The sequence below is a fragment of the Oceanobacillus rekensis genome (assembly GCF_002153375.1).
In the GTDB taxonomy this organism is placed as follows: Bacteria; Bacillota; Bacilli; order Bacillales; family Amphibacillaceae; genus Oceanobacillus; species Oceanobacillus rekensis.
Genome location: NZ_MTBQ01000001.1, coordinates 413343 through 438325 on the forward strand (window position 1 = coordinate 413343; position 24983 = coordinate 438325).

Sequence of the window (24983 nt, forward strand, 5' to 3'; positions counted from 1 at the left end):
AAATTAAAAAGTCAACACAAAACTTTTGAACATCTTAAATTTAGTATATGAAAGATACAGGAAATTATTTCAATCAATATGCAAAACAAGGTGCGACATAAATCGCACCTTGCTAAGTTAAGCTATTAAGATGGATAAATTAAACTGCTTTACTGTTTTCAGCTAGGAAATCAATTGCAGCTCTCATTTTCAAATCATTTTTAATAGTATCTGTGTTTCCACCAAGCATTTGAACAAGTTGCTCAACTTCTGCACCGTACATAGAAGCCATTTTTTCAAGTTCTGCATTAACATCATCCTCAGAAGCTTCGAGGCTTTCCGCTTCAACAATAGCTTCTAACGTAAGATTTGTTTTAACGCGTTTTGCTGCATCTTCTTTCATTTGTTCTTTCAATGCACTCTCATCTTGACCGGAGAACTGTGAATACATTTCCATTGTCATTCCTTGCATTTGTAATTGCTGTTCAAATTCACGAATCATTTGTTCCAATTCTGAATCAACCATTGCATCCGGTACGTCAACTTCCGTATTATCAGAAGCTTTTTGGATTAATGTTTCGCGTTTTTCATTTTCAGCATTTTGTTTTTTCTGTGCTTCAAGTTCTTCTTTTTTCTTTTTCTTCAAATCTTCAAGTGTTTCAACTTCTTCGTCTACATCTTTAGCAAATTCATCATCAAGTTCAGGTAGTTCTTTAGATTTCAATTCATGAATTTTCACTTTAAATACTGCTTTTTTACCAGCAAGTTCTTCAGCATGATAATCTTCAGGGAAAGTTAATTCAACTTCTGTATCTTCTCCTGCTTCTTTTCCGATTAATTCCTCTTCAAAACCAGGGATGAACTGGCCTGAACCGATTTCTAAAGCATGGTTCTCACCTTTTCCACCATCAAATGCTTCGCCATCAAGGAAGCCTTCAAAGTCGATTACCGCTGTATCACCATTTTCAACTTTTCCTTCTTCTTTAACAACAAGTTCTGCATGACGCTCACGGAGTTGTTCGATTTCATTTGTTACATCTTCATCTGTCACTTCTACAGATTGCTCTTCAACTTCAAGGCCCTTATATTCACCTAAAGTTACTTCTGGTTTCACTTCAACAACAGCTGTAAAAACAAGATCTTTTCCTTTTTCGATTTGTTCAATATCGACTTCTGGTTGAGCAATCGGGAAAATACCTGATTCGTCAATTGCTTTTGTGTAAGCTGAAGGTAGAACAATGTCTACTGCATCTTGGTATAATGATTCAATTCCAAAACGTTTTTCAAATAATCCACGCGGGATTTTCCCTTTACGGAAACCAGGGATTTGTACGTCTTTAGAAACTTTCTTAAATGCTTGATCCAATGCTTTGTCAAATTCTTCAGAAGTTACCTCGAAAGTTAGTAACCCTTTGTTACCTTCTTGTTTTTCCCATTTTGCTGTCATAAAAAATTCCCTCCAAAATCTATTGTTTCGTTTCATTTTTAACATTTCATGCGTATATGATATATAATCAAAATTGCAACCATCTCATTATAACATAATCTGTTTGCGTTTCAAGCATTATTGTTCACCGATACTACTCCTCAATGATACTCAAATACAAAGAATCGCACATTCTGATTTCCTTCATGTAGTGTTGCACTTTTGTGTTTGTTTCTTCATTTTGATTCGTATGCAGTTGTAAATACTGACTACCGATGTTTTTAATTGCTTTCCCTATTTCTACCACGTCTCCGTCCGGCGGTATAAATGGATAAATAACATATATATACCGATAAAGTAGTTGTTCAAGCAACTGAAAAAGCGTTGGATTATTTTGCTCTACATCCTGCATTACTTTTAATATCTCTTTAAAACTTTCATTAGCTTTTAAATCTGGAATCTCGGATGGTATGACGGACATACTGATACTGAATTTATGTATTTCTACCTCATCCGAAATCTTATTATCTTTCATCCAGTCAAGGAGAGCTGTTTTTATAACTGGATGTACATAGTCATTCGTCAACAATGATAACACCTGACTAACAGGCTGTGCTTTCATACTTCTAAGTTGGGCTACGATATTCCACTGTTCTACATGATTGTCTTGATTTACAGCGGCAAATAATTCATCAATGATGTTACTTGAATTTTCTATCGTAAAATCCAATTTCATTTGTTCACTCATATCATGGAGCTGTTTGAATTGTTCATGTAATATATCCGGGACATTATTTTGCTCGAACTCGTATTCCACCTGTTCCATTAACAGGCTGTATTGGCTTGTCTGAAACAGGATAGTTAAATAAATATGTACGTAATGGTAGTAATTTTCATCTTTATGTTGAATCAAATCTTCACAAAGATCCTGTGCTTCTTCGTGTCTGCCTAATTCCATTAAACAAATTAGTTTTCCGATAATTATTTCATATGTATACTCATGGTAGCTTATTAACTGGTTCAGTTTTTTTAAAGCTTCTTCATATTTTTTTTCCTGAAGCGCCTTTAAACTTTCTTCTTCAAGCGCTTTCTTTAATCCGGGAAAAAGGATAACATTTTCTGATTTCGACTCCATTTATTCACCTCTCTCCTTGGAACGAGAACCTATAATAAAATATAAATTCCCTGATTTTTAAAATTTAAACACAGAAAGTATCTGCATTAAACAGTATGCATGTTGCAACAGAGTAGACTTCTTGTTAAGAAAAAAGAGAACCCTAGTAAGTCTCTTTAGGTTTCTCTTTGTTAAATATTCCAATCCGACATATATAATAGAAGAAACTTAAATATATCAATGATTGGAACCAACCCTGTTTAAAATAATTATACTTGTAAAAGTGGTATGAATCAATTATAGTACATTTTATTCTATACTATATTAGTTTAAATTAAAACAACTATTGGAAATTTTCTCCATATAAAGCGATATAAAAAGAAGAACTACGTAGAAAAATTTTTAATTTGTAACAGTTCCATAGATTCGTCTGCTGTTAATCCGTACATACTCTGAAATCTGCGAACAGCATCAGCCGTTTTCGGACCATAATATCCATCAATTCCATTATTTTTTGCATCCTTTTCTGTATAATAATAAAGAGATGCCAACGCTTCTTGCACCGCTTTTACGCCACTACCATTAGGGTAAGGTCTAGTTGCACGGTAGACAGCATTTGGCAATGAATTACTATTTTTAACACTGGTGGAAGCCTTATTGCTGTTTAGCTTGTTATAAACTTGTTGTCCAGCTAATCCATCCAATCAAGTCCATAATAACTTTGGAAGCGCTTTACAACATCTTCTGCTTTATCTCCATAATAAGCGTCAATACCGTTGTTAGGAGCTCCCTTTTCTGGATAAAACGGTGATTGTATTACCCTGGTATTATCCTTTTTTCAATCAGATAAGCCATTTTTAACCCTCCTCGTATAGTATATTTAAGAACAAAAATTCGCCCTTTGAATATTGAATATTGTGTTACATTTTAAATTCTTGCCTGGATATTGCGTGATGTCCCTGAATAATAGAAATTGGAATGGATCCAACTGGGAATATACTGCACTACTGCACCCTTTTATTTTATATTTTAAAAAACAGCTCGCCCGATTGGACTTACTGTTAGACCATTTATCTATTTTATTGCGTTCTAATCCTTTTTCTGTCGTTTTACCAAGCCATGTAACATAATTAACAACACTCCAATTAGAGTATGTAAAATGAAGGCTGCTGTAATTAAAGGTAAGCAAAGACAGGTTAAACATGTGGACAAAGAGGGATAGAAAACAATGAAGAAATTCTTTTAATCTAAATTTTAAAAAACTACTCATAATTGTATAACAACAATCATGAGTAGTTTTATTTTCTTAAAAGTCAACCTATTTGAATGTCCCAGGCAGGATTCGAACCTGCGACCCACAGCTTAGAAGGCTGTTGCTCTATCCTGCTGAGCTACTGGGACAAATTATAATTGGAGCGGGTGAAGGGAATCGAACCCTCATCATCAGCTTGGAAGGCTGAGGTTTTACCACTAAACTACACCCGCATGGTAGAAAAAATAATTTAATTATTACTATATTAAGCACTTCATATGAATTCATTATGTAAAATATTTCGCATCTAAATTAGCGGACAAGAACTATTATATGCATGATATGTTTTTTTGTCAACACCTTTTTAAAATGCTTTATATAAAATGTTTATCGGGAGACACTTGAATCACTTCCCGATAAACACATATATATTTATAAAGAGGCTTGAGTTGTAAGCCCTTCTACTTTTTTACCTGTAACGGTATAAAAATCTACAGTAATTGCAGATGGGTTTTCCCATTCCATTATCGCATAGGTTTTTTCCGCTCTATTTCTCGGCAATCGAATACTTCCCGGGTTGATCAAAAGCTGCATACCGACTTGTTCAGCACCTGCAATATGTGTGTGACCAAAACATATTACTTGTGCTTTCTCTTCTTCCGCTCGGTGTGATATTCCTAATAGATTCTGTTTCACATTATGAAGATGTCCATGCGTAATATAAAAAGTGACTCCATCAAGTTCAATCGTCTGTTCGTTGGGATATCTTACATCATAATCACAATTCCCCGCCACTTTATAGAAACCCACCAACTCTTTGGCATCCATTTCCAGTTCCGAATCACCACAATGAATCATCAACTCTAGTTGATGACGTTCTTTAATGACAGTAAGTTCATCTGTTAAACCGTGACTGTCACTTAAAATGAGTACTTTTGTCATATTATCACCTCTTTAATCTCTTTTTTAAAATGAATGCTTATAGAGGTTGTTCAAAAAGTCCAATAAAAATGACACATCGAATTTCGCATGACAGCACACTTTTCCGTTTCGCACGCTAAAACATTTAGGGATCCTTCTACTAACACCGTCTACTTCCTGGGACTTTGCCGCTCTATGTCCATTTTATCTTCATTTTTGAACGCCCACTTATAGATTATGTATCCATCTTTCCAACTGTCTAATCGCATTTCGCCGGTGACTAATTTCATTTTTTTCTTCAGCCGTCAACTCTGCCATTGTTACATCATGGTTCACAGGGATAAAAATAGGATCATAACCAAATCCATTTTCACCTTTTGCTTTTATTGCAATTTTCCCTTCACAATACCCCGTGTGAAAAATGGTTTGTTCTCCTGGAATCGTGATAGCCAGCACACTAATAAATCTGGCAGACCTATTATCCGAAGGGACGTTTTTTAATTCCTCTAACACCTTTTCAATGTTTGCCTGATCGTTTTTAGGAACTCCTGCATATCTTGCTGAGAATAAACCGGGACGACCATCCAATGCATCTATTATTAATCCGGAATCATCAGCAAGTACTGGTGTGTTCAACAAGGAGGCAATTTGCTCTGCTTTTAATCCAGCATTCTCCTCAAATGTAGAACCTGTTTCTTCCACATCTGGAAGCTTCTGATCCATATCCAGTAATGAAACAGCTTTGATATTAAGTTTTAAAAAAAAATCCTTAAATTCCCTTGCTTTTCCTTCGTTCTTTGTAGCAATTATGATTTGATTCATTGTTTATTCTCCTATTTTTGAAGATTTGTTTCACCAATTCGACCTGAAAGTTCACCAATCACTTCTCTTTGCTTTTCAATAATCTGTCCGATTCCTTCGTCAGCTAACTTCAACATAGTTTGCAGCTGGTTATGAGAGAAAGTAGCTTCCTCACCGGTTCCCTGAACTTCAACAAATTCACCAGTACCTGTCATTATAATATTCATATCAACAAGTGCTTTAAAATCTTCTTCATAGTTTAAGTCGAGAATTTCTGTACCATCTGGTAAAACACCAACAGAAATAGCTCCTAGAAAGTCTGTTACAGGCATTTTAGCAATTTTTTTATTTTCTAATAATTTACCAAAAGCAAGAACAACCGCAACAAATGCACCTGTAATGGAAGCTGTTCTAGTACCGCCATCAGCCTGAATTACGTCACAATCAACCCAAACAGTCCGTTCACCGATCTTATCCAAGTCAACAACAGATCTTAAGGCACGCCCAATCAAGCGTTGTATTTCCATTGTTCTACCACTTACTTTTCCTTTCGATGATTCACGAATATTACGCTGTGCAGTTGCTCGTGGTAGCATGGCATACTCGGCTGTTATCCAGCCCTTTCCCTGTCCACGCATAAATGGGGGAACACGATCTTCAATACTTGCATTACATATCACTTTCGTATCACCCACCTCTATTAATACAGATCCTTCTGGGTGACTGATATAGTTTGTTGTCATTTTTATTGGTCTCAAATTATTAACTTCACGTTGATCATTTCTCATAAAAACTTTCCTCCTCATCGTACAAATTAGCTTATCATATTTTATACAAAAGAAACACGATGATACATTTAATTGAAAATTACAGTATAGCAATCTTTTCTATTCGCACAATTAAAAAGAGGCTGTTTTCACAGCCTCTTCGTTTACAGTTTTTCTGTAGGTAGAAAAGCTTGCTTTGTCACTGGTTCAGTATATGCTTCCCCACTTTCGTTAACTAGTTGGTCAACGTTTTCCACCTTCACGTTTACTGCTTCGACATTCCGTTGCTCTGTTAACGTTCGTACAATGGTTTCCATTACTTCATCCGATATAATGGATTGATCGGAATCCTTTAATATTCCTTCATTAAAGATAATCTCCAGTACTCCATCGTTGAGCTTGGGTTTATTTGCTAATGTTGTTTCAGGATTGAATACGTGGACCACATTTGTATTGAATCCCGGTCCGTCTATCAGACCCTGGATGATGGAACTGAATTCACTCTCTTCATTTGATTCGATATATTGTGTCACCGGAACATAATAACGGTTCTCATCATGTTCTGCAGGATAATACATGGTGACCGCTTTACTGTCTATTAAGTCCAATGTATCTGTATCAACAATATTAATTCCATTGACACGAGTGTATCCATCACTAATTGGCGTTCCATTAACAGGCATTTCATTTAATTGTTGTCCATTTATCCTAAGCATGATCTTATTAACATTCTCAAACTGTGTTAGCGTATGTGTCATAGCTTCTAAAATTTTTTGCTCATCGGTAGCCTCATAATTTTCAAAGTCCTCGGATAAGTCCACAACCATCGTTCCATCTTCCTGTAGATTTAACCCTAGAATCTCTGTCCCCTCAGGCAAAACAGCTTGAAACCCATTTGGTAAAATTGGTGTTACAGGGCCACCTTTCACCAGATATTCCATTACTTGTGTCGCTACTTCTTTGGAATTAGGTGATGGCAATTCAAGTGTCTGTGAAGCCACCATTCCATTAGAATCAATTAAATATAATTCTCTCGGGACGGTTTCAGTTACGGCAGCATCTTCATCATTTACTGCTTCAGCAGCATCTTTATCATTTACTGCTTCGGCATCCTCTTCCGCTATGTTTTCCAGATTATCCACTGCTTCCGCATCTTGTGGCGGATCTATTTCTTCCAATGATTGTTCTCCCTGAAAACAACCTGATAAAATTACCGCAAAACTGACCGTGCCAATTAAAAGTATTCCTCGCTTACGCATGTGATTCCCCCCTACGATGGTTTGTACTACTATATATACGAGCTTTATATAAAAATAGACCAACAAAGTTAGAGAAATTAATAATCGCGATTGCCTTCGTATTAAATTTTTAAAGGTAAGCTACACCTCTCATTTCCCTCAAAAAAATCAGATACCTAATTTACTAGGATACCTGATTATCACTGATTTTTGCATGTTTGATTGTAAGCATTTGGAAATTAGCTTCTTTAAATATACTCTTGGATATTTCAATAAAAATTTCCAAATCTCCTGTTGCATAAAACTGATGTACAGGTGTTAATTCTTCTTTATTCATTAATTGATGTACTTCTAATATTGTGCTTGTTTCTCTGGCTGTTTCTTCACTGGATGATATAACTGTTACATGACGCCCAATTACTTCCTGAATTGTCTCTTTTAGCAGTGGATAATGTGTACAACCCAATATTAAAGTATCCATTTCTCTGTCTCTCTTTAATGGTTGCAGTGATTCATTAACAACTGCCTTTGCCTGAATGCCCGATAATACCCCTTTCTCTACCATTGGAACGAAAAGAGGACATGCAAGTGCAGTCACATGAATATCTGGCTTGATTTTCTTCAATGCATGGGTATATGCACTGCTTCTAATCGTGCCTTCTGTACCAATGATACCCACTTGGTTATTCATTGTGAATTTAATTGCCGCTCTAGCACCAGGCTGTATGACACCGATAACCGGAATGGCCAATCTTTCTTTTAAATCCTGTAATGTAAAAGCGGTAGCGGTGTTACAAGCAATGACAAGCATTTTTATATCTTTTGTCAGCAAAAATTCTACCATTTCCCAAGTGTATTTTTTTACTTCTTCTTCTGTTCGCGGGCCATATGGACATCTTGCAGTATCTCCTAAGTAAATAAGTTGTTCTTTCGGCAATTGTCTCATCAGTTCATGGACAACGGTTAGGCCACCAACTCCCGAATCAATTACACCAATTGCTCTATTCAAATTGAGGTCACCTCTAAGCTATTATTTTTCATTTACCTTTTTCATTTCGTCGTGAAGAAAGTCTAGCAAGTTATTTAATGAATCCTTTTCTTTATCTGTAAACTTATCAAGAACTTCCCCAAGGTATTCCTGTCTTTTTTGGATGACTTCAAGAATTATTTCTTTCCCCTTGTTTAATAAGTGGATTCTAACAACCCTTCTATCATTTGTATCACGTAGTCTTTCTACAAGTTCATTTCTCTCCATACGATCTACCAAGTCTGTTGTCGTACTGAATGCCAGGCTGATTTTATTGGACAATTCCCCGATTGTCAAATCTCCTTCTTCCAATAGCCATTGTAATGCAACAAATTGCGGTGGAGTGATCGGATAATTATTCAAAATTTGCCGGCCATTTTGCTTAATAAGACCAGAAATGTATCGAAGCCTTTTTTCCATTTTCTTGATCGAGTCTAATGTTGCATCTTTTCCCAAAATGTTACCCCCTACTGCTTTTCTTAAGGAATAGTTTAACATAAAGGTTCACAGTCCATATAATTTGAAGGTTTATTCATTAGTGTAGATACAATTTATTTGTAGCTATATTATTTGCCCAAATATGAGAGATAATGTAATGAATCCAAATAGCCAATGAAGATATTTTATAATATCATTTTATTGCTTTTTTGAATACCCACCCTTAATTGTGCGCACTATTTCTTCACCATTTCATAAGCTATATTGACTAAATAATTTCCCTTCATACCGCAGCTCTGAAGAGCAAGGAGGGGTAACATTTGAAGGACAACGAATATAAACCGAAGCAATTATTAACCAAGCGCGAAAAAGAAGTGTTTGAACTATTAGTGCAGGATAAGACAACGAAAGAAATAGCACAGGAGTTGTTTATTTCCGAAAAAACTGTCCGGAACCATATTTCAAATGCTATGCAAAAATTAGGAGTCAAGGGGCGGTCACAAGCTGTAGTCGAGCTTCTACGCATGGGAGAATTAAAGCTCTAATAAAGTGGATTTTCATTCGAGTGGGATTCTTCCACATTGAATGTTAGCGGAAGTAAACCAGGCATCTACTGGCAGCTAAATCCCCAAGTTCACTTTTAAATTATTTAAATCTTCTCGTTAGGGGCTTTTAGCCAGTTAATGTTAGGGAAAACCGACTTCTCTTCATAGGAAGTCGGTTTTGTGTGTGTTTCATTCAGTTCTATAGCATTTTTCTTTTCATTTCTTCGGTAAGGGGTTTTGACTGTCCTGTCTGAGGATTAATGTGAACGATTCTTCCGCGTCCGGTCAGTACGATGTCATCATCTTCTTTCAATGCCATATAATGTAAGTCAAATGAAGTATTGCCAGCTGAAGCAACTTTCACGTATAGCTTTAATTCTTCATTAAAATAGATCTGCTTCCAGTAATCACATTGAAGGTCTGCAACAATTATCGCTGAGTCTTTATTCGATATATCCGTGACGATACCCAGATCCTGAAGATAGTCGATTCGAGCTTCTTCAAAATAAATGAATGGGGAAACATTATTCACATGTCCATACATATCGGTTTCTGAAAATCGAACTTTGATAGGAATATGAAAGTTGAATCCCGAACGCCAACCTTCTAAATTATCTATATAATTAATCCTCAAGTCATATGCCTCCTACTATAAGAATGGCCCTCACCTGTTTAGGGAAAGGACCATTATGATTATATATTATTTAGTTCTTAATATGCATTGTCACTGCCAAAAAAGTTTTTGAACGCTTGAATGTTTGTTGCACGATTCATTGCAGCGATGGAGGTTGTTAAAGGAATACCTTTTGGACAAACCTGTACACAGTTCTGAGAGTTCCCACATCCATCAATTCCACCATCTTCCATCAAACCGCTTAGACGGTCACTTGCATTCATTTCACCTGTTGGATGTGCATTAAATAAACGTGCTTGTGATAGGGCTGCAGGTCCAATAAAGTTTGATTTGTCGTTCACATTCGGACAAGCTTCCAGACAAACTCCACAAGTCATACATTTGGATAATTCATATGCCCATTGGCGTTTCTTTTCAGGCATACGAGGACCAGGACCTAAATCATGTGTACCATCAATAGGAATCCATGCTTTAATCTGTTTCAACGCATCAAACATACGTTCACGATCAATGATTAAATCTCGTACAACCGGAAATGTTGACATTGGTTCCAAACGGATTGGTTGTTCCAATTGATCAACCAATGCCGCACAGGATTGTCTTGCAGTTCCATTAATGACCATGGAACATGCACCACATACTTCTTCCAGACAGTTCATATCCCACATTACCGGGGTTGTTTTTTCCCCTTTGGCATTAACAGGATTTGATCTGATTTCCATCAGACCCGATATCACATTCATATTTGTCCGATAAGGAATTTCAAATGTCTCCTCATATGGAGCAGAATCAGGGCCGTCTTGTCTAGTTATGATAAAGGTAACTGTACTTTGTTCAGCCATTTTTATTTACTCCTTTTTTAATGTGTTGTTGTATAGTCACGTTTACGTGGTTTAATTAACGATACATCCACTTCTTCGTAACTAAACATAGGTGAAGCTGCTTGTTTATCAAATTCTGCAATCGTAGTTTTTAAGAAATCTTCATCATTACGTTCCGGGAATTCCGGTTTATAATGGGCACCACGACTTTCATTACGATTATAGGCTCCAATCGTAATGACGCGAGCTAGATGAAGCATATGTTTCAGTTGACGTGTAAACATAACACCTTGGTTGCTCCAGCGGGATGTATCATTAATATTAATATTGTCCCATCGTTCAAGAAGCTCTTTGATTTTTTCATCTGTTTTCAGAAGCTTCGCATTATCACGAACTACTGTAACATTATCTGTCATCCATTCCCCGAGTTCTCTATGAATCTGGTAGGCATTTTCTGTTCCTTCCATTTTCATAAGGTTTTCAAAGTTATTCTTCTCATCATCTTCCAGGGTTTTGAATAACTCTTCCGAGAGATCTTCCGCATGGACATCCAGACCATCAATATAATCGATTGCCTTAGGTCCTGCTACCATCCCACCATAGATTGCGGACAACAAGGAATTGGCACCCAAACGGTTACCGCCATGCTGGGAGTAATCACATTCTCCAGCGGCAAAGATTCCAGGGATATTTGTCATTTGATCTGCATCAACCCATAGACCACCCATAGAATAATGAACAGCCGGGAATATTTTCATTGGTACTTTACGTGGATCTTCCCCTACGAATTTTTCATAGATTTCAATGATTCCGCCTAATTTAATATCCAATTCTTTCGAGTCTTTATGGGAAAGGTCAAGGTAAACCATGTTTTCCCCATTTATACCTAGTTTTTGATTTACACAAACATCAAAAATTTCACGAGTGGCAATATCACGTGGAACAAGATTACCATATGCTGGATATTTCTCCTCAAGGAAGTACCATGGTTCCCCATCTTTGTAAGTCCAGATACGTCCACCCTCACCACGAGCCGATTCACTCATCAGACGTAATTTATCATCACCAGGAATTGCAGTTGGATGTATCTGAATGAACTCACCGTTCGCATATTTTACTCCCTGCTGATAAAGAATGCTTGCAGCTGATCCAGTATTAATCATGGAGTTCGTTGATTTACCAAAAATAATTCCAGGACCACCTGTAGCAAAGATCGTTGCATCCGAACGAAACGCTTTCACTTCATGTGTCTTAATGTCCTGTGCTACAATTCCTCTGGCAATTCCATCTTCATCAATAACTGCTTGAAGAAATTCCCAACCTTCATATTTCGTAACAAGGCCTTCTACTTCAAAGCGACGCACTTGTTCATCTAACGCATATAATAATTGTTGACCTGTTGTCGCTCCTGCATATGCTGTCCGATGCATTTGGGTTCCACCAAAACGGCGAAAATCAAGTAATCCCTCAGGTGTACGATTAAACATAACCCCCATACGATCAAACATATGTATAATACCTGGAGCTGCATCACACATACCCTTAACTTGTGGCTGATTGGCGAGAAAATCTCCACCATACACTGTATCATCAAAGTGCAACCACGGAGAATCCCCTTCGCCCTTTGTATTCACGGCACCATTTATACCACCTTGAGCACATACAGAGTGAGAACGCTTAACAGGAACAATAGAAAACAAATCTACTTTAACGCCTGCTTCGGCAGACTTAATGGTTGCCATTAATCCGGCCAACCCACCACCTACAACAGCGACTTTACGATTATTCATTTTGTTGACTCACTCCTTCTCTTTCTATTAAATACCATACGCAAATGTTAGTAGCGTTCTAACACCTAGATAGCTGACTACTAGAAATACTACAATACAAGCATAGGTTGAAATTTGTTGCGATTTTGGAGATTGCGTGATTCCCCATGTAACAAGAAAACTCCATAAACCATTAGCGAAATGGAATACAGCTGAAACGACACCGATTAGATAGAACCAGAACATGAATGGATTGGTCAAAATACCTTCCATTAAGCTATAATCTAGTTCTGCATTTCCAAGCCCGATTTGTACTCGTGTTTCAAATACGTGCCATACAAGGAAGATAAGAGTAATAATCCCTGTATAACGTTGAATTTTAAACATCCAATTGCGGAAGAATCCATATCTACTTACATTGTTTTTTGCAGTAAAAACAATATATACCCCTAAAACTGCATGAAACAAGATTGGTAGATAAATTACGACTATTTCCAGCAACAATACAAATGGAAGCCCTGCCATAAAACCTGCCGCCTGATTAAAACTTTCCTCTCCATACACAGCAAAGTGATTCACCACTAAGTGTTGTACCAAAAAGATTCCAATTGGAACAATTCCTAAAAAAGAATGCAATCTTCTGTAGAAAAACTCGCGCTGTTCTGCCATGTTTACCCCCCTTAGTCTAATCTCTTGGATAATTATGTAGCCTATTAAAAAAAGTAAAGCGCTTTATTGCGAAATAGAGCAACTTTTTAAAATAGCACAAATTTGTAACATATTTATTGTACTTCTAACTCTGAAAAGCGTCAAGAAAACTTAATTATTTAATAGATTAATAGAAATTAAATGAAGAAATTTTCTAATTTAGAAAGAATTAAAGAGTACTTGATTATTCCCGGGTTTATATAGATAATAATACTAGTAATCACGCTTTATTTCCTGAATGTTTTATGTATAATACAAGTTTGTTAAATAGAAAGGATGAAAAATAGGATGTCACATAAGCATCAATCACTTGATTTATTACACCTAGAAGAATTACAGACCATGGGGGCAGGTTATGACATCCTGCGTTATGTTAGCTTACCGGAATTGCTGGGAGAGGAGAAAGATACTCTTTTTTATTTTATGGGGAGAAGCCTGGCAAGAAAATTTGATATTAAAACAATAGAAGATATATATTTTCTGTTCGGCAAGCTTGGTTGGGGGACTCTAGAACTTGTTAAACAGAAGAAGAAAGAATACATTTTTCAACTGTTATCAGATGCTGTAGTATTGCGACTTAAAGCTCCATTTGAAGCTGACTTTCGTTTAGAGGCTGGTTTTTTAGCAGAGGCTGTTCAGATGGTTGAAGGTATGGAATGTGAATGTGCCGAAGAAATAAATCAGCGAATTAAACAAGTTGAATTCGCGGTCGTATTTATGCATTGAATTATAAAATACATAGGTTGTTTTCCAAAAGATTGGTACTGCGATTTACTCGTCCCAAAAGTGCAGCGATACATAAAACAGGCAGAAGTACATTTCTGCCTGTTTTTATTTTTCTTTATTTAAATGGTTAATAATTGCTTCCGCTGTATTTTTCGGGATACCAAGCTTAGTAATATCTGATACTCCGGCTTTCCCAATCTCATTTACGGATTTAAAATGAGTGAGTAAAAGTTTTCTTCTCTTCTCGCCAATACCGGGGATTTTATCTAATTCAGATTGAAAAAGATTTTTCCCCCGCAGCTGTCGATGGAAAGTAATAGCAAAACGATGGACCTCATCTTGAATCCGTTGCACAAGATAGAATTCCTGTGATTGCCTTTCTAATGGAACAATTGTTGGAGGCTTTCCAAACAACAGTTCACTTGTCTTATGTTTATCATCTTTAGCTAAACCAGCAAGTGGAATATCAAGCCCAAGTTCATTTTCCAATACATCAAGTGCAGAAGACATTTGACCTTTGCCCCCATCGACAATGATTAAGTCCGGTAGTGGGAGTTCTTCTTTCAATACCCGAGAATATCTTCTGCGAATAACTTCCCGCATCGTTTCATAATCATCAGGACCTTCCACATCTCTAATCTTATATTTACGATATTCCTTTTTATTCGGTTTTCCATCTTCAAATACAATCATTGCTGATACTGGATCAGTCCCTTGGATATTTGAGTTATCAAATGCTTCAATCCGATGCGGCGTTTCAATATTTAATTTTTGCCCAAGATCCTCTACAGCTTGAATAGTGCGTTCTTCGTTACGCTCAATGAGTTGAAACTTTTCATTTAAAGCTATATTAGCATTTTTTGTTGCCAATTCTACTAATTCTTTCTTTCGACCTCGAAGTGGCGTGTGTACATCAACCTCAAGAAGTTTTCCCAAAAGCTCATCATCCGTACCAATTGGCACGAGAATCTGTTTGGGTTTTAAATGATTTTCATGCAGATAGAAACGTCCGATAAAACTTATGAATGTTTCGTCATGTTCATCGAAAAAAGGAAAAATGGTAACATCTCGTTCGATCAGTTTTCCCTGTCGGATGAAAAAGACTTGGATACACATCCACCCTTTATCATAACTATAACCAAAAATATCCCTATCTGCAAGGTCGCTCATCATTACTTTTTGCTGTTCCATTACCGCATTGATATGCTGAATTTGATCACGCAATTCCATTGCACGCTCAAAATTAAGTTGTTCACTGGCTTCCAGCATTTTGGATTTTAAATTATTTCCAATTTCCCTATATCCACCATGCAGAAAAGATGAGATTTCCTGTACAATCGCTTGATATTCTTGTACAGAAAGAGAATTTTCACTGCAGGCCATACATTGATGCATATGATAATAAAGACAAGGCCGTCCGGGCGGATTATTGCACTTCCTCAGTGGATACAGTCGATCAAGTAATTTTTTTGTTTCCCTGGCAGCAATAACGTTTGGATATGGGCCAAAGTATTTTCCTTTGTCCTTTTTGACCTTACGAGTGATCATCAACCGGGGATGTCGTTCCGAAGTGATTTTAAGAAATGGATAAGATTTGTCATCTTTAAGCATGACATTATATTTAGGGTCGTATTTCTTGATTAAATTCATTTCAAGAATGAGTGCTTCCATTTCTGATGACGTAACCACATATTCAAAATCATCTATTTCTTGAACAAGACGTTGTGTCTTCCGATCATTTGATCCCCTGAAATAGGAACGGACACGATTCTTCAGCATCTTGGATTTCCCAACGTATATTATTGTACCATGTCTGTCTTTCATTAAATAACAGCCCGGCTGAGCAGGCAATATTGCCAGCTTCCCCTCAATTTTTTCATTCATAGAATTCAAATCCTTTATTTACTTACAAAATCCCTTGTCACATCAGCAACAAGGGATTCAGGTAATTTCTTTGCTTATTATACACATTTTATATAAATGTTCAAAAGGACTTTAATTAAGCGTGTTTGTTAATCAGGTCTGTAAGTGCCTCTTTCGGTTGGAAGCCAATGACTTGGTCAACGACATTACCATCTTTAAAGAGTAATAACGTAGGAATACTCATCACACCGAATTTACCAGCAGTTTCTTGGTTTTCGTCAACATCCAATTTAACGATTTGAACTTTTTCTTCCATTTCACCATCAATTTCTTCTAATACAGGCGCAATCATTTTACATGGACCACACCATGGTGCCCAAAAATCGGCCAATACTAAACCTTTAGATGTTTCTTCTGTAAAATTCTGATCTGTTACATGTTTAATTGCCATTATTATATACCTCCTTAAAATTCATTACTAATTAAAGCTTAGTAAGAGTATATCACCTGATGAAAATACTTCCTAATACTTTGCTTATTCGATTAAAAAAGAAGCCATTCAGAATGCGATATAACCACTGAAGCTCCTTTACACCTAATCTGGATGCAAAAAGACCTGATTTTCAATCAGGTCTTTTTGCATATTATTATTATATGTGACTCTTCTCATTAACTTGCTTTTCCCACCGTCCAGAGCAATTCCGGACTGGTAATGCTGTATAATGAGTTTTATGACTTTTACGAATGCAGAGAACCGGTGAGAGAAGTTGCTTATCTTGGTTCGCAGTTTATCTCTACTACGGAGGCAAATAACACCAATCTTTACGAAAATAGCCTTAAACGTTAACTTTAAGTTGTTTGATTTCCTCAATTAATAAAGGAATTACTTCAAATAGATCGCCGACAATCCCATAGTCTGCTACGTTGAAAATATTTGATTCTGCATCCTTATTAATTGCAACAATTACTTTGGAGTTGGACATACCTGCTAAATGCTGGATAGCACCGGAAATACCGACTGCAATATAAAGGTCAGGTGTAACAACCTTTCCTGTTTGTCCGATTTGCAATGCATAATCACAATATTCCGCATCACATGCACCACGTGAGGCTCCAACTGCTCCACCTAATACTTCAGCCAATTCATACAATGGCTTAAACCCATCAGCACTCTTAACTCCCCGACCACCTGCAACGATAACATTGGCCTCAGATAGGTCTACACCCTTGGATGCCTTTTGGATTACTTCTTTAATAATGGTTCGAATGTCTGCTACATCCACATCTTTTATCTGGACCTCACCTGTACGGGACTCGTCTTTTGCAAGGACAGGAATATTATTTGGGCGAATCGTAACAAGTGTGATGCCGCTCGTTATGATTTTCTTTTCAAATGCTTTTCCAGAATAAATAGGACGGATAAAGACAGGCTGATCACCATCTGATTCAATTTCAACTGCATCAGAAATTAATCCTGCTTGCAATTTACTTGCAAGCTTAGGTGTTAAATCCTTTCCAATAGACGTATGTCCCATAACAATCCCAGTTGGAGATTCATCATTCACAACTGCTAAAATCGCCTGCCCATACCCTTCCGATGTATACGTTTTCAAATCTGAATGTGAAACAGTTGTTACACGATTAGCACCATATGCTATCATTTCTTTTGCCAAACCATCAAGAGCCCCGTCTCCAACAATAACTCCCACAATCTCAGCATCTGAACTGATTTTCTGTGCTCCTGCTATAGCCTCGAAAGAAACGTTACGTAATTCCCCTTCTCTCACTTCACCAATAACCAATATTTTGTCGCTCATACAATTACTCCTTTCCCTAGTCTTTCTTTATATTACTTTCTTTTCATTATTAAGTAGAGATACTAATTCTCTCACCTGATCAGTAATTTCACCTTCAAGCACTCTTCCAGCTTCTTTTTCTGGTGGCAGATAAATGTCAATCGTTTTTGTTTTTGCTTCTACATCTTCTTCATCAAGGTCTAGGTCATCTAATTCGAGCTCATCTAATGGTTTCTTTTTTGCCTTCATAATTCCTGGAAGGGATGGATATCGTGGTTCATTTAATCCTTGTTGACAGGTTACCAATAGCGGTAGAGTCGTCTCTATAGTTTCCACGTCACCTTCAACATCCTTCTCGATAGATACTTTGTCCCCATCGACTTTCAAACTGGTAATTGTTGTTACATATGGGAAACCTAATAACTCTGCTAATCTAGGACCAACCTGACCACTTGCCTCATCAATAGCAACGTTACCTGCAAGAATTAAATCTGCTTTCTTATCCTCAAAGTATGCTTCCAGAATTTTAGCTGTTGTATATTGATCCCCTTCTTCAAGGTCTTCTTCAATATTAATTAATACGGCTTTGTCTGCTCCCATTGCTAAAGCTGTTCGCAGTTGTTTCTCTGAATCTTCATCACCAACCGTAACAACTGTTACTTCCCCACCATGTGCATCCCGTTGAACGATTGCTTCTTCAACCGCATATTCATCATACGGATTAATAATGAATTCAGCACCATCATCTTCAATTTGCCCACCTGACACAGATATTTTTTCCTCTGTATCAAATGTCTTTTTTAACAATACATAAATATTCATCTTGCATCCTCCTAAACTATTAAATTCTATTTATCCTGGAAATTCGGTTCACGTTTTTCCAGAAAGGCCTGTACTCCTTCTTTTGCATCTTGAGAACCGAACATTGTGCCAAAGGCTTTCGCCTCTTCGCGAACACCCTTAGAAAATAGTTCTGTCTTTGCAAACGGAATAAGACGCATAATATGATTAATTGCCGGTTTACTTTTAGCAGCTATTTTTTCTGCCAGTTTCGTAGTTTCAGCAATTAGATCCACTTCGGGTACTGTCTTGTTTGCCAATCCCCATTTCACTGCCTCGGGACCGCTGATTGGTTCACCACTAAGTATCATTTCATAGGCCTTTGCTGTACCAACATATCCTGGTAATCGTTGGGTTCCAGCAAATCCAGGAATAATTCCGAGACTCATCTCGGGCAAGCCCAGTTTAGCTTTCTCCGCTACAATCCGAATATGACATGCCATTGCAAGTTCTAATCCACCACCTAAAGCTGCACCATGTATAGATGCAATCACCGGAATGGAAAGGCTTTCAATACGATCAAATACTTGTTGACCCTGATTCGAAAGTGACTCATAATCAGATGAATTTTGCAAAGCGGTAATTTCTTTAATATCTGCACCTGCTGAAAAGAATTTACCTTCTCCTTTTAATACAATTACCTTTGCAATGTTTTCGCTTTCAATCTTATTCAGTTTTTCATTGATGTCTTTTATAAGGTAACTTGAAAGTGCGTTTGCAGGTGGACTTTGAATTGTCAAATAAGCTATTTTGCCCTCTAGTTCATAAGCAATCTTTCCCATCCTATGTTTCCCCTTTCCTTATAAAGCAAGCTCTACCATTAATTCGTATTCGTACGTGACAATGCTCCGGTTAGTAATGTATGAACATCTGAAACTTGATTCAGCAAATCGTATTTCTGTTCCTTCATAACCCAATTTGTCACAACTTCATCTAAAGTTCCAAATATCATTTGTCTTACTAAAGGAATACTTAAATCGTTGCGGAAAAGTTCCTGCTCGATTCCTTCTTTTACGATATTGTCAATAACCATAAGATATGGTTTTAACACGTTATTAATTTGAAGACGAAGGGAATAGTTTGACTGTCTTAGTTCCAACTGTGTAACGATTGCCAAATTATAATCGGCGGAAAGCTGTCCAAAATGCATCTCAATCAACGTCTTCAGTTTTTCCTCCGCATTATTCTTTTGACTTGTAGATACAGCGATCTTCTCAATAAATTGACCCATCTTTTCTTCAAAAACAGAAATAAGAATATCTTCCTTATTCTTAAAATAAAGATAAATGGTTCCGTCTGCTACTCCAGCTGCATTTGCAATCTTGTAAATCTGTGACCCATGATATCCATTTTCAGCAATGACCTTGACCGCTGCTTCTATAATTTGATTATACTTCGGTTTATTATTCTTCATGTCTTCTCCTTGGATGCGTTCAAACTTCTAAAAAATGAGTGAGTAGTCGTTCATTATTTTAATTTTATCACTCAACAGATAATTCTGTCAATAATTAGCTTGTCCTATATTTAAAGAAAAAAGAGCCGAGGCTCAAACGGTTTTGGTAGCTTCTTTCTGTTTTTCTGTTTCTTCATCAACCAGCCTTCTTCTCAAAATCTTCCCAACAGCTGTTTTTGGAAGTTCATCACGGAATTCATATAATTTTGGAACTTTGTATACAGCTAGATGCTTACGACAAAATTCATTTAATTCTTCTTCAGCAAGCGAATAACCTTCCTTCAGAACAACATAGGCCTTTACTGTTTCGCCGCGGTATTGATCTGGTATACCTGCAACTACTGCTTCCTGTATACCTTCATGCTCATAAAGTACTTCTTCAACTTCACGAGGATAAATATTATATCCCCCAGCAATGATCATATCTTTTTTACGATCAACGACAAAGAAATATCCATCCTCATTCATATAGCCCAGATCTCCGGTAAACAGCCAGCCATCTTTTAAAACATTATCTGTTTCTTCCTTATTATTCCAGTAACCTTGCATAACTTGAGGACCTTTCACAGCAATTTCTCCAACTTCACCAATCTCAGCTTCCTCTCTATCGGATTCCATTTTAAAGATTTTACAGTCGGTGTCTGGCCATGGTAAACCAATACTTCCATTTACCCGATCTGACCAGATTAGGTTCGCATGGGTTACAGGAGAGGTTTCTGTTAAGCCGTAGCCTTCAACAAGCTTTCCACCAGTGACTTTTTCAAATTGTTGCTGGACTTCCAGTGGTAATGGAGCTGAACCACTAAGACATGCTTCAATAGATGAAAGATCATATTTCTTAATGTCTGGATGGTTTAATAGACCGACATAAATAGTAGGCGCACCTGGAAACAGTGTAGGCTTTTGCTTTTCAATCATCTTCAATACATCAAGTGGGTTAAACTTCGGCATCAATATCATTTTGAAACCTCGCTTAATTGCGAAGTTCATTACCGTTGTCATCCCATAGACGTGAAAGAATGGCAAAACACCTAATACGGCTCCCTTACTATTACTTGCTTTATAAAGCCATGTTTCACACATCTGCAAATTTGATGTCAAGTTATAGTGTGTGAGCATAACACCTTTCGGATGGCCAGTTGTGCCACCGGTATATTGCAGTAATGCAAGATCAACGCGAGGATTTAAAGACGTCTCTAGGTAATCAGCAGAAGACTTTTCCATTAATTGTTTCCATACATGGGTATCTCCACTTTGTTCAACTTTGACTACCATATTGTATTCTTTTTTCTGGATATATGGATATAGAATGTTTTTAGGGAATGGTAAGTAATCTTTTATTCCTGTAACGATTGTATGCTTAAGTGAGGTTTTAATTTTAACATTGGTTACTCTGGGGAGCAGAATATCCAAACATACAATAACCGTGGTGTCAGAATCATTCAGCTGGTACTCTAATTCTCTTTCTGTATATAGTGGATTCGTCTGGACAACAATACCTCCAGCCATAAGAATTCCGTAATAACTTATAACTGCCTGTGGACAATTTGGCAGCATAATTGCTACTTTATCACCTTTTCTCACACCAAGGGTCTGCAAATAGTTCGCCATTTTTTTAGATTCGGTATACAAATCGCCATAGGAAATATCTTTACCCATAAAGTGAAGCGCTTTCTTTTCTTTGTAACGATCAGTACTTTCGGCCAGGTAAGCATAAAGAGGTTTCTCATCGTACTCTAAAGATGGTGGTATATCAATCGGATAATGATCATGCCATTTACGAGTAAACTTCATTTTACATTCCTCCCTATAATTATACTATAACCATTATACCGATTAATTTCTATTTTTAGAAATTTAATTTAATATTATTTAAAATTTATTTGTCATATTAAATAAAAAATACCTACGATGAGAAAAATGATTGCAACTACAATTAATATTTTTGCCAGCCGATCCAGTACCATAGTTCGTTTCCCCCTTATTCAATGCTTGCTCCAATTACAAATGCCAACCCAATAGAGATTATCATAGATATGAAACCGACTGCTTTATTGTCTTTTCCAATTTCTTCATCAACTTTAATTGTTGGTGTAAGGAATTCGAACATTAAATAACCAAATAATAATAAAATGAAACCAAAAAATCCCCAACCAATAGATTGTAGAAGCGTGTCATTATGTTCAATGGAGTAACGAAAAATTGTCGCTATTCCAAAGAGTTTACCGCCGGTTGCCATTGCAACAGCGAAATTTCCTTTCTTAATCTCTTCCCAGTTTTTATATGATGTTACAAGTTCAAAAATTGCAAGAAAGACAAGTGTACAGAGAACAAACACACTGTACCGAGCAGCGGTTACAACAATTATGTTTTCCCAGAAACCTTCCATCACAGCGATTCTCTCCTGTTCTATTACAGATTTCGCCCTCACTTGAGGGCGAAAGTTTGATTATATTGTTGGCAAAGGTTGTTTACCTGAATTCAATAACTGTAACGCCACTTCCGCCTTCATTGCCTTCACCCGATCTCGCAGATGCGATATGTGGGTGTCTTTTCACATATTCCTGTACACCTTTACGTAATGCCCCCGTACCTTTTCCATGAATAATAGATGCTTTCGAATATCCGGCAAGGAGTACATCGTCAATATATTTTTCCAGTTTTAGAAGTGCATCCTCATATCTTTCCCCACGCAAATCCAATTCTGAACGAACATGATAATTAGAGCCTTTAATTGTAGCCACTGGCTTAACTTCTTTCTGTTTTTGTTTACCGAGTAGCTGCAGGTCACTTCGTTTCACCTTGACCTTCATCATTCCTACTTGCACCATATATTCTTGTGCATTTACTTTTTTAAGTACCTCACCCTGCTGATTAACAGTTAAAAGTTTAATCTCATCTCCAGGTTTTAGTTCTTGCTTATCTGCCGTTTTCTTCTCTACCTGTTTTTCCTGCTTTTTAGAGAGGCTCGGTTGAGCTTCCTCTAGCATTTTTTTCGCTTCAATCCATTCATGTTCTTTCAACGTAACATTTGATTTCATTTGGCGGATTTCATCTACAATGAATTCTGCCTCTTCACGTGCATTCTTCAAAGCCTTCTCTGCTTTTTCTTCTGCTTTTTTATAAAGTTCTTCTCGATTCTGCTCCAATTGCTTCCATTCTTTTGCAATTTCATCACGTAATTGCTCACTTTCAAGCAAAATTTCATGCGCTTGTTCATAATCCTGTTCAGCATCAAGCTGTGATTTTTCTAAGGAAGCGATCATCGTTTCCACACTTTTAGAGTCAACCCCGACAAGTCCCTTGGCCCTTTCAATCACGTGTGAATCAAGCCCAAGTCGCTTTGAAATTTCAAAAGCATTACTTCGTCCTGGTACGCCAATCAATAAACGATATGTCGGTTGCAATGTTTCCACGTTAAATTCAACAGATGCATTAACAACGTTTTCTCGATTGTATCCATAAGCCTTGAGTTCAGGATAGTGCGTTGTTGCGATCACACGGGTATCCCTGTAAATGACTTCATCAAGAATAGACATAGCAAGTGCTGCACCTTCCTGTGGATCTGTTCCTGAACCAAGTTCATCAAATAAAACCAATGATTGGTAATCCACCTGTTTAAGGATGCTTACAATGTTTGTCATATGCGAAGAAAACGTACTTAAATTCTGTTCAATCGATTGCTCATCACCAATATCGGCGTAAACGCCTTTAAATACCGCCATCTCGCAGCCATCTAATGCTGGAATCTGCAAACCGGACTGTGCCATCAATGTACATAAACCAATCATTTTTAATGTTACCGTCTTCCCGCCCGTATTTGGACCAGTAATTACGATTGATGTGTAGTCTTTTCCAATTTCCACATCATTGGGTACTACCTCATCAATTGGGATTAGTGGATGTCTTGCCTGCTGCATTTTAATATAGCCTTGGTCATTCATTTTTGGCTTTGCTGCTTTCATCTCTTGACCCAATTTTGCACGGGCAAACATAAAATCAATCTTGCCAAGCACGGTAACATTTTCAGCTAAATCATGTGCAAAGATTGCAATTTGCTCGCTAAGCTCTTTTAATATCCGCTCGATTTCCTCTTGTTCTTTACTAATTGCTTCATGTAATTGATTATTCAGATCAACAATAGCTTTCGGTTCCATGAATAATGTTTGGCCAGAGGAAGATTGATCATGAACAATTCCACCAATTGATCCTCGATGCTCTTGCTTTACTGGAAGTACATACCGATCATTACGAATAGTTACAATAGCATCTGAAAGCATATTGCTATTGTTCCTCGTATAGCTCTCCAGCTTCTCACGTATCCGGTTTTCGTATGTCCTAACCTGTGTTCGGATGCTTCGTAGTTTGGCAGATGCATTGTCCAACACACGCCCTTGATCATCAATACAACTTTTGATCTGTTGCTCCAATTCACGAAGTGGTGTGATTTGATCAGCTAATGATTCTAAAATAGGTAGCTCTTCATCTTCCAGATTGTCTATAAATAACTTCACCTGTCTGCCACCATAAATTGTATTGGCTACAGCAAGACATTCTTCCGTTGATAGAATGCCTCCGATAGCACTGCGTTTCAGACTTTCCCGAATGTCGGTGATTCCACCAAGTGGAATCATCATGTTCAGACGGACAATAGATGCCGCTTCATCTGTCTCCCGCTGTAATTGAACAACTTCATTCAATTCTGTCGAAGGATTTAACTTAGATGCCAGCTCTTTACCAAGTGATGTTGCTGCATTGCTATTCAGTTGTTCGATAATCTTTTTAAATTCAAGTACACGGAAAATCCGTTCATTCATACTTCCATACTCCTTTAAATGTGTTTCTATAAGATCGTGTTGAACTAC

24 protein-coding genes and 2 tRNA genes are annotated in these 24983 nt (G+C 37.2%); 2 read left to right on the forward strand and 24 right to left on the reverse strand.

Annotated elements, in window-relative coordinates; genetic code table 11:
• Window positions 1-139 precede the first annotated feature (139 nt).
• From tig to BV906_RS02215, 11 genes are all read right to left on the reverse strand, one after another.
• Window positions 140-1426, reverse strand: a complete 1287-nt coding sequence (gene tig, locus BV906_RS02165; RefSeq protein ID WP_087971827.1) for a trigger factor — start codon at window positions 1424-1426, stop codon at window positions 140-142.
• A gap of 133 nt (window positions 1427-1559) precedes the next feature.
• Window positions 1560-2540, reverse strand: a complete 981-nt coding sequence (locus BV906_RS02170) for a tetratricopeptide repeat protein (protein WP_087971828.1) — start codon at window positions 2538-2540, stop codon at window positions 1560-1562.
• A gap of 365 nt (window positions 2541-2905) precedes the next feature.
• Window positions 2906-3223, reverse strand: coding sequence for a peptidoglycan-binding protein (locus tag BV906_RS02175; protein ID WP_087971829.1), 318 nt, complete (start codon window positions 3221-3223; stop codon window positions 2906-2908).
• 623 nt (window positions 3224-3846) lie between these two features.
• Window positions 3847-3920: transfer RNA gene (locus BV906_RS02180), tRNA-Arg, on the reverse strand.
• Window positions 3921-3930: 10 nt separating this feature from the next.
• Window positions 3931-4004: transfer RNA gene (locus BV906_RS02185), tRNA-Gly, on the reverse strand.
• Window positions 4005-4203: 199 nt separating this feature from the next.
• Window positions 4204-4713, reverse strand: a complete 510-nt coding sequence (locus BV906_RS02190; protein ID WP_087971830.1) for a metallophosphoesterase — start codon at window positions 4711-4713, stop codon at window positions 4204-4206.
• Between the two features lie 207 nt (window positions 4714-4920).
• The gene (locus tag BV906_RS02195; RefSeq protein ID WP_087971831.1) at window positions 4921-5514 is read right to left on the reverse strand and encodes an XTP/dITP diphosphatase; all 594 of its coding nucleotides are present in this window, start codon (window positions 5512-5514) and stop codon (window positions 4921-4923) included.
• Window positions 5515-5525: 11 nt separating this feature from the next.
• Complete coding sequence (gene rph, locus BV906_RS02200) at window positions 5526-6281, reverse strand: ribonuclease PH (protein WP_087971832.1); 756 nt, start codon at window positions 6279-6281, stop codon at window positions 5526-5528.
• A gap of 143 nt (window positions 6282-6424) precedes the next feature.
• The gene (locus BV906_RS02205) at window positions 6425-7519 is read right to left on the reverse strand and encodes a GerMN domain-containing protein (RefSeq protein ID WP_087971833.1); all 1095 of its coding nucleotides are present in this window, start codon (window positions 7517-7519) and stop codon (window positions 6425-6427) included.
• Between the two features lie 163 nt (window positions 7520-7682).
• Window positions 7683-8507, reverse strand: coding sequence for a glutamate racemase (gene racE, locus BV906_RS02210; RefSeq protein WP_087971834.1), 825 nt, complete (start codon window positions 8505-8507; stop codon window positions 7683-7685).
• A gap of 21 nt (window positions 8508-8528) precedes the next feature.
• Window positions 8529-8945, reverse strand: a complete 417-nt coding sequence (locus BV906_RS02215; protein WP_245843838.1) for a MarR family winged helix-turn-helix transcriptional regulator — start codon at window positions 8943-8945, stop codon at window positions 8529-8531.
• 338 nt (window positions 8946-9283) lie between these two features.
• Between BV906_RS02215 and BV906_RS02220 the strand changes: the two genes are divergently transcribed.
• Complete coding sequence (locus tag BV906_RS02220) at window positions 9284-9508, forward strand: helix-turn-helix domain-containing protein (protein ID WP_010651078.1); 225 nt, start codon at window positions 9284-9286, stop codon at window positions 9506-9508.
• Between the two features lie 199 nt (window positions 9509-9707).
• Here BV906_RS02220 and BV906_RS02225 read toward each other — a convergent pair whose 3' ends face one another.
• The 4 genes from BV906_RS02225 to BV906_RS02240 form a co-directional block, all read right to left on the reverse strand.
• Window positions 9708-10142, reverse strand: a complete 435-nt coding sequence (locus tag BV906_RS02225) for an acyl-CoA thioesterase (protein ID WP_087971836.1) — start codon at window positions 10140-10142, stop codon at window positions 9708-9710.
• Window positions 10143-10219: 77 nt separating this feature from the next.
• On the reverse strand, window positions 10220-10984 hold the full coding sequence (sdhB, locus tag BV906_RS02230; protein ID WP_087971837.1) for a succinate dehydrogenase iron-sulfur subunit: 765 nt from the start codon (window positions 10982-10984) through the stop codon (window positions 10220-10222).
• Between the two features lie 17 nt (window positions 10985-11001).
• Complete coding sequence (gene sdhA, locus BV906_RS02235) at window positions 11002-12753, reverse strand: succinate dehydrogenase flavoprotein subunit (protein ID WP_087971838.1); 1752 nt, start codon at window positions 12751-12753, stop codon at window positions 11002-11004.
• Between the two features lie 27 nt (window positions 12754-12780).
• Window positions 12781-13401 carry a succinate dehydrogenase cytochrome b558 subunit gene (locus BV906_RS02240; protein ID WP_087971839.1) on the reverse strand — a complete coding sequence of 207 codons (621 nt, stop codon included), beginning with the start codon at window positions 13399-13401 and terminating at the stop codon, window positions 12781-12783.
• 327 nt (window positions 13402-13728) lie between these two features.
• Here BV906_RS02240 and BV906_RS02245 point away from each other — a divergent pair, with 327 nt between their 5' ends.
• Entirely contained in the window at window positions 13729-14166 is a 438-nt protein-coding gene (locus tag BV906_RS02245) for a YslB family protein (RefSeq protein WP_087971840.1), read from the forward strand.
• Between the two features lie 105 nt (window positions 14167-14271).
• Here BV906_RS02245 and uvrC read toward each other — a convergent pair whose 3' ends face one another.
• The 9 genes from uvrC to BV906_RS02290 all read right to left on the reverse strand — a co-directional run bounded on the left by uvrC (window position 14272) and on the right by BV906_RS02290 (window position 24935).
• A complete protein-coding gene (uvrC, locus tag BV906_RS02250) occupies window positions 14272-16050 on the reverse strand; it encodes an excinuclease ABC subunit UvrC (protein WP_087971841.1) in 1779 nt (592 codons plus the stop codon).
• 115 nt (window positions 16051-16165) lie between these two features.
• The gene (gene trxA, locus BV906_RS02255) at window positions 16166-16480 is read right to left on the reverse strand and encodes a thioredoxin (RefSeq protein ID WP_087971842.1); all 315 of its coding nucleotides are present in this window, start codon (window positions 16478-16480) and stop codon (window positions 16166-16168) included.
• Window positions 16481-16865: 385 nt separating this feature from the next.
• Complete coding sequence (locus BV906_RS02260) at window positions 16866-17846, reverse strand: electron transfer flavoprotein subunit alpha/FixB family protein (RefSeq protein ID WP_087971843.1); 981 nt, start codon at window positions 17844-17846, stop codon at window positions 16866-16868.
• Window positions 17847-17873: 27 nt separating this feature from the next.
• Window positions 17874-18647, reverse strand: a complete 774-nt coding sequence (locus tag BV906_RS02265; RefSeq protein WP_087971844.1) for an electron transfer flavoprotein subunit beta/FixA family protein — start codon at window positions 18645-18647, stop codon at window positions 17874-17876.
• 26 nt (window positions 18648-18673) lie between these two features.
• Window positions 18674-19447, reverse strand: coding sequence for an enoyl-CoA hydratase (locus tag BV906_RS02270; protein WP_087971845.1), 774 nt, complete (start codon window positions 19445-19447; stop codon window positions 18674-18676).
• A gap of 38 nt (window positions 19448-19485) precedes the next feature.
• Window positions 19486-20079, reverse strand: coding sequence for a fatty acid metabolism transcriptional regulator FadR (locus BV906_RS02275; RefSeq protein WP_087971846.1), 594 nt, complete (start codon window positions 20077-20079; stop codon window positions 19486-19488).
• Window positions 20080-20211: 132 nt separating this feature from the next.
• Window positions 20212-21912 carry a long-chain-fatty-acid--CoA ligase gene (locus BV906_RS02280; RefSeq protein ID WP_087971847.1) on the reverse strand — a complete coding sequence of 567 codons (1701 nt, stop codon included), beginning with the start codon at window positions 21910-21912 and terminating at the stop codon, window positions 20212-20214.
• A gap of 187 nt (window positions 21913-22099) precedes the next feature.
• Window positions 22100-22507, reverse strand: coding sequence for a DUF350 domain-containing protein (locus tag BV906_RS02285; protein WP_087972154.1), 408 nt, complete (start codon window positions 22505-22507; stop codon window positions 22100-22102).
• An 82-nt stretch (window positions 22508-22589) separates the two neighbouring features.
• A complete protein-coding gene (locus BV906_RS02290) occupies window positions 22590-24935 on the reverse strand; it encodes an endonuclease MutS2 (protein ID WP_087971848.1) in 2346 nt (781 codons plus the stop codon).
• Window positions 24936-24983: the final 48 nt, after the last annotated feature.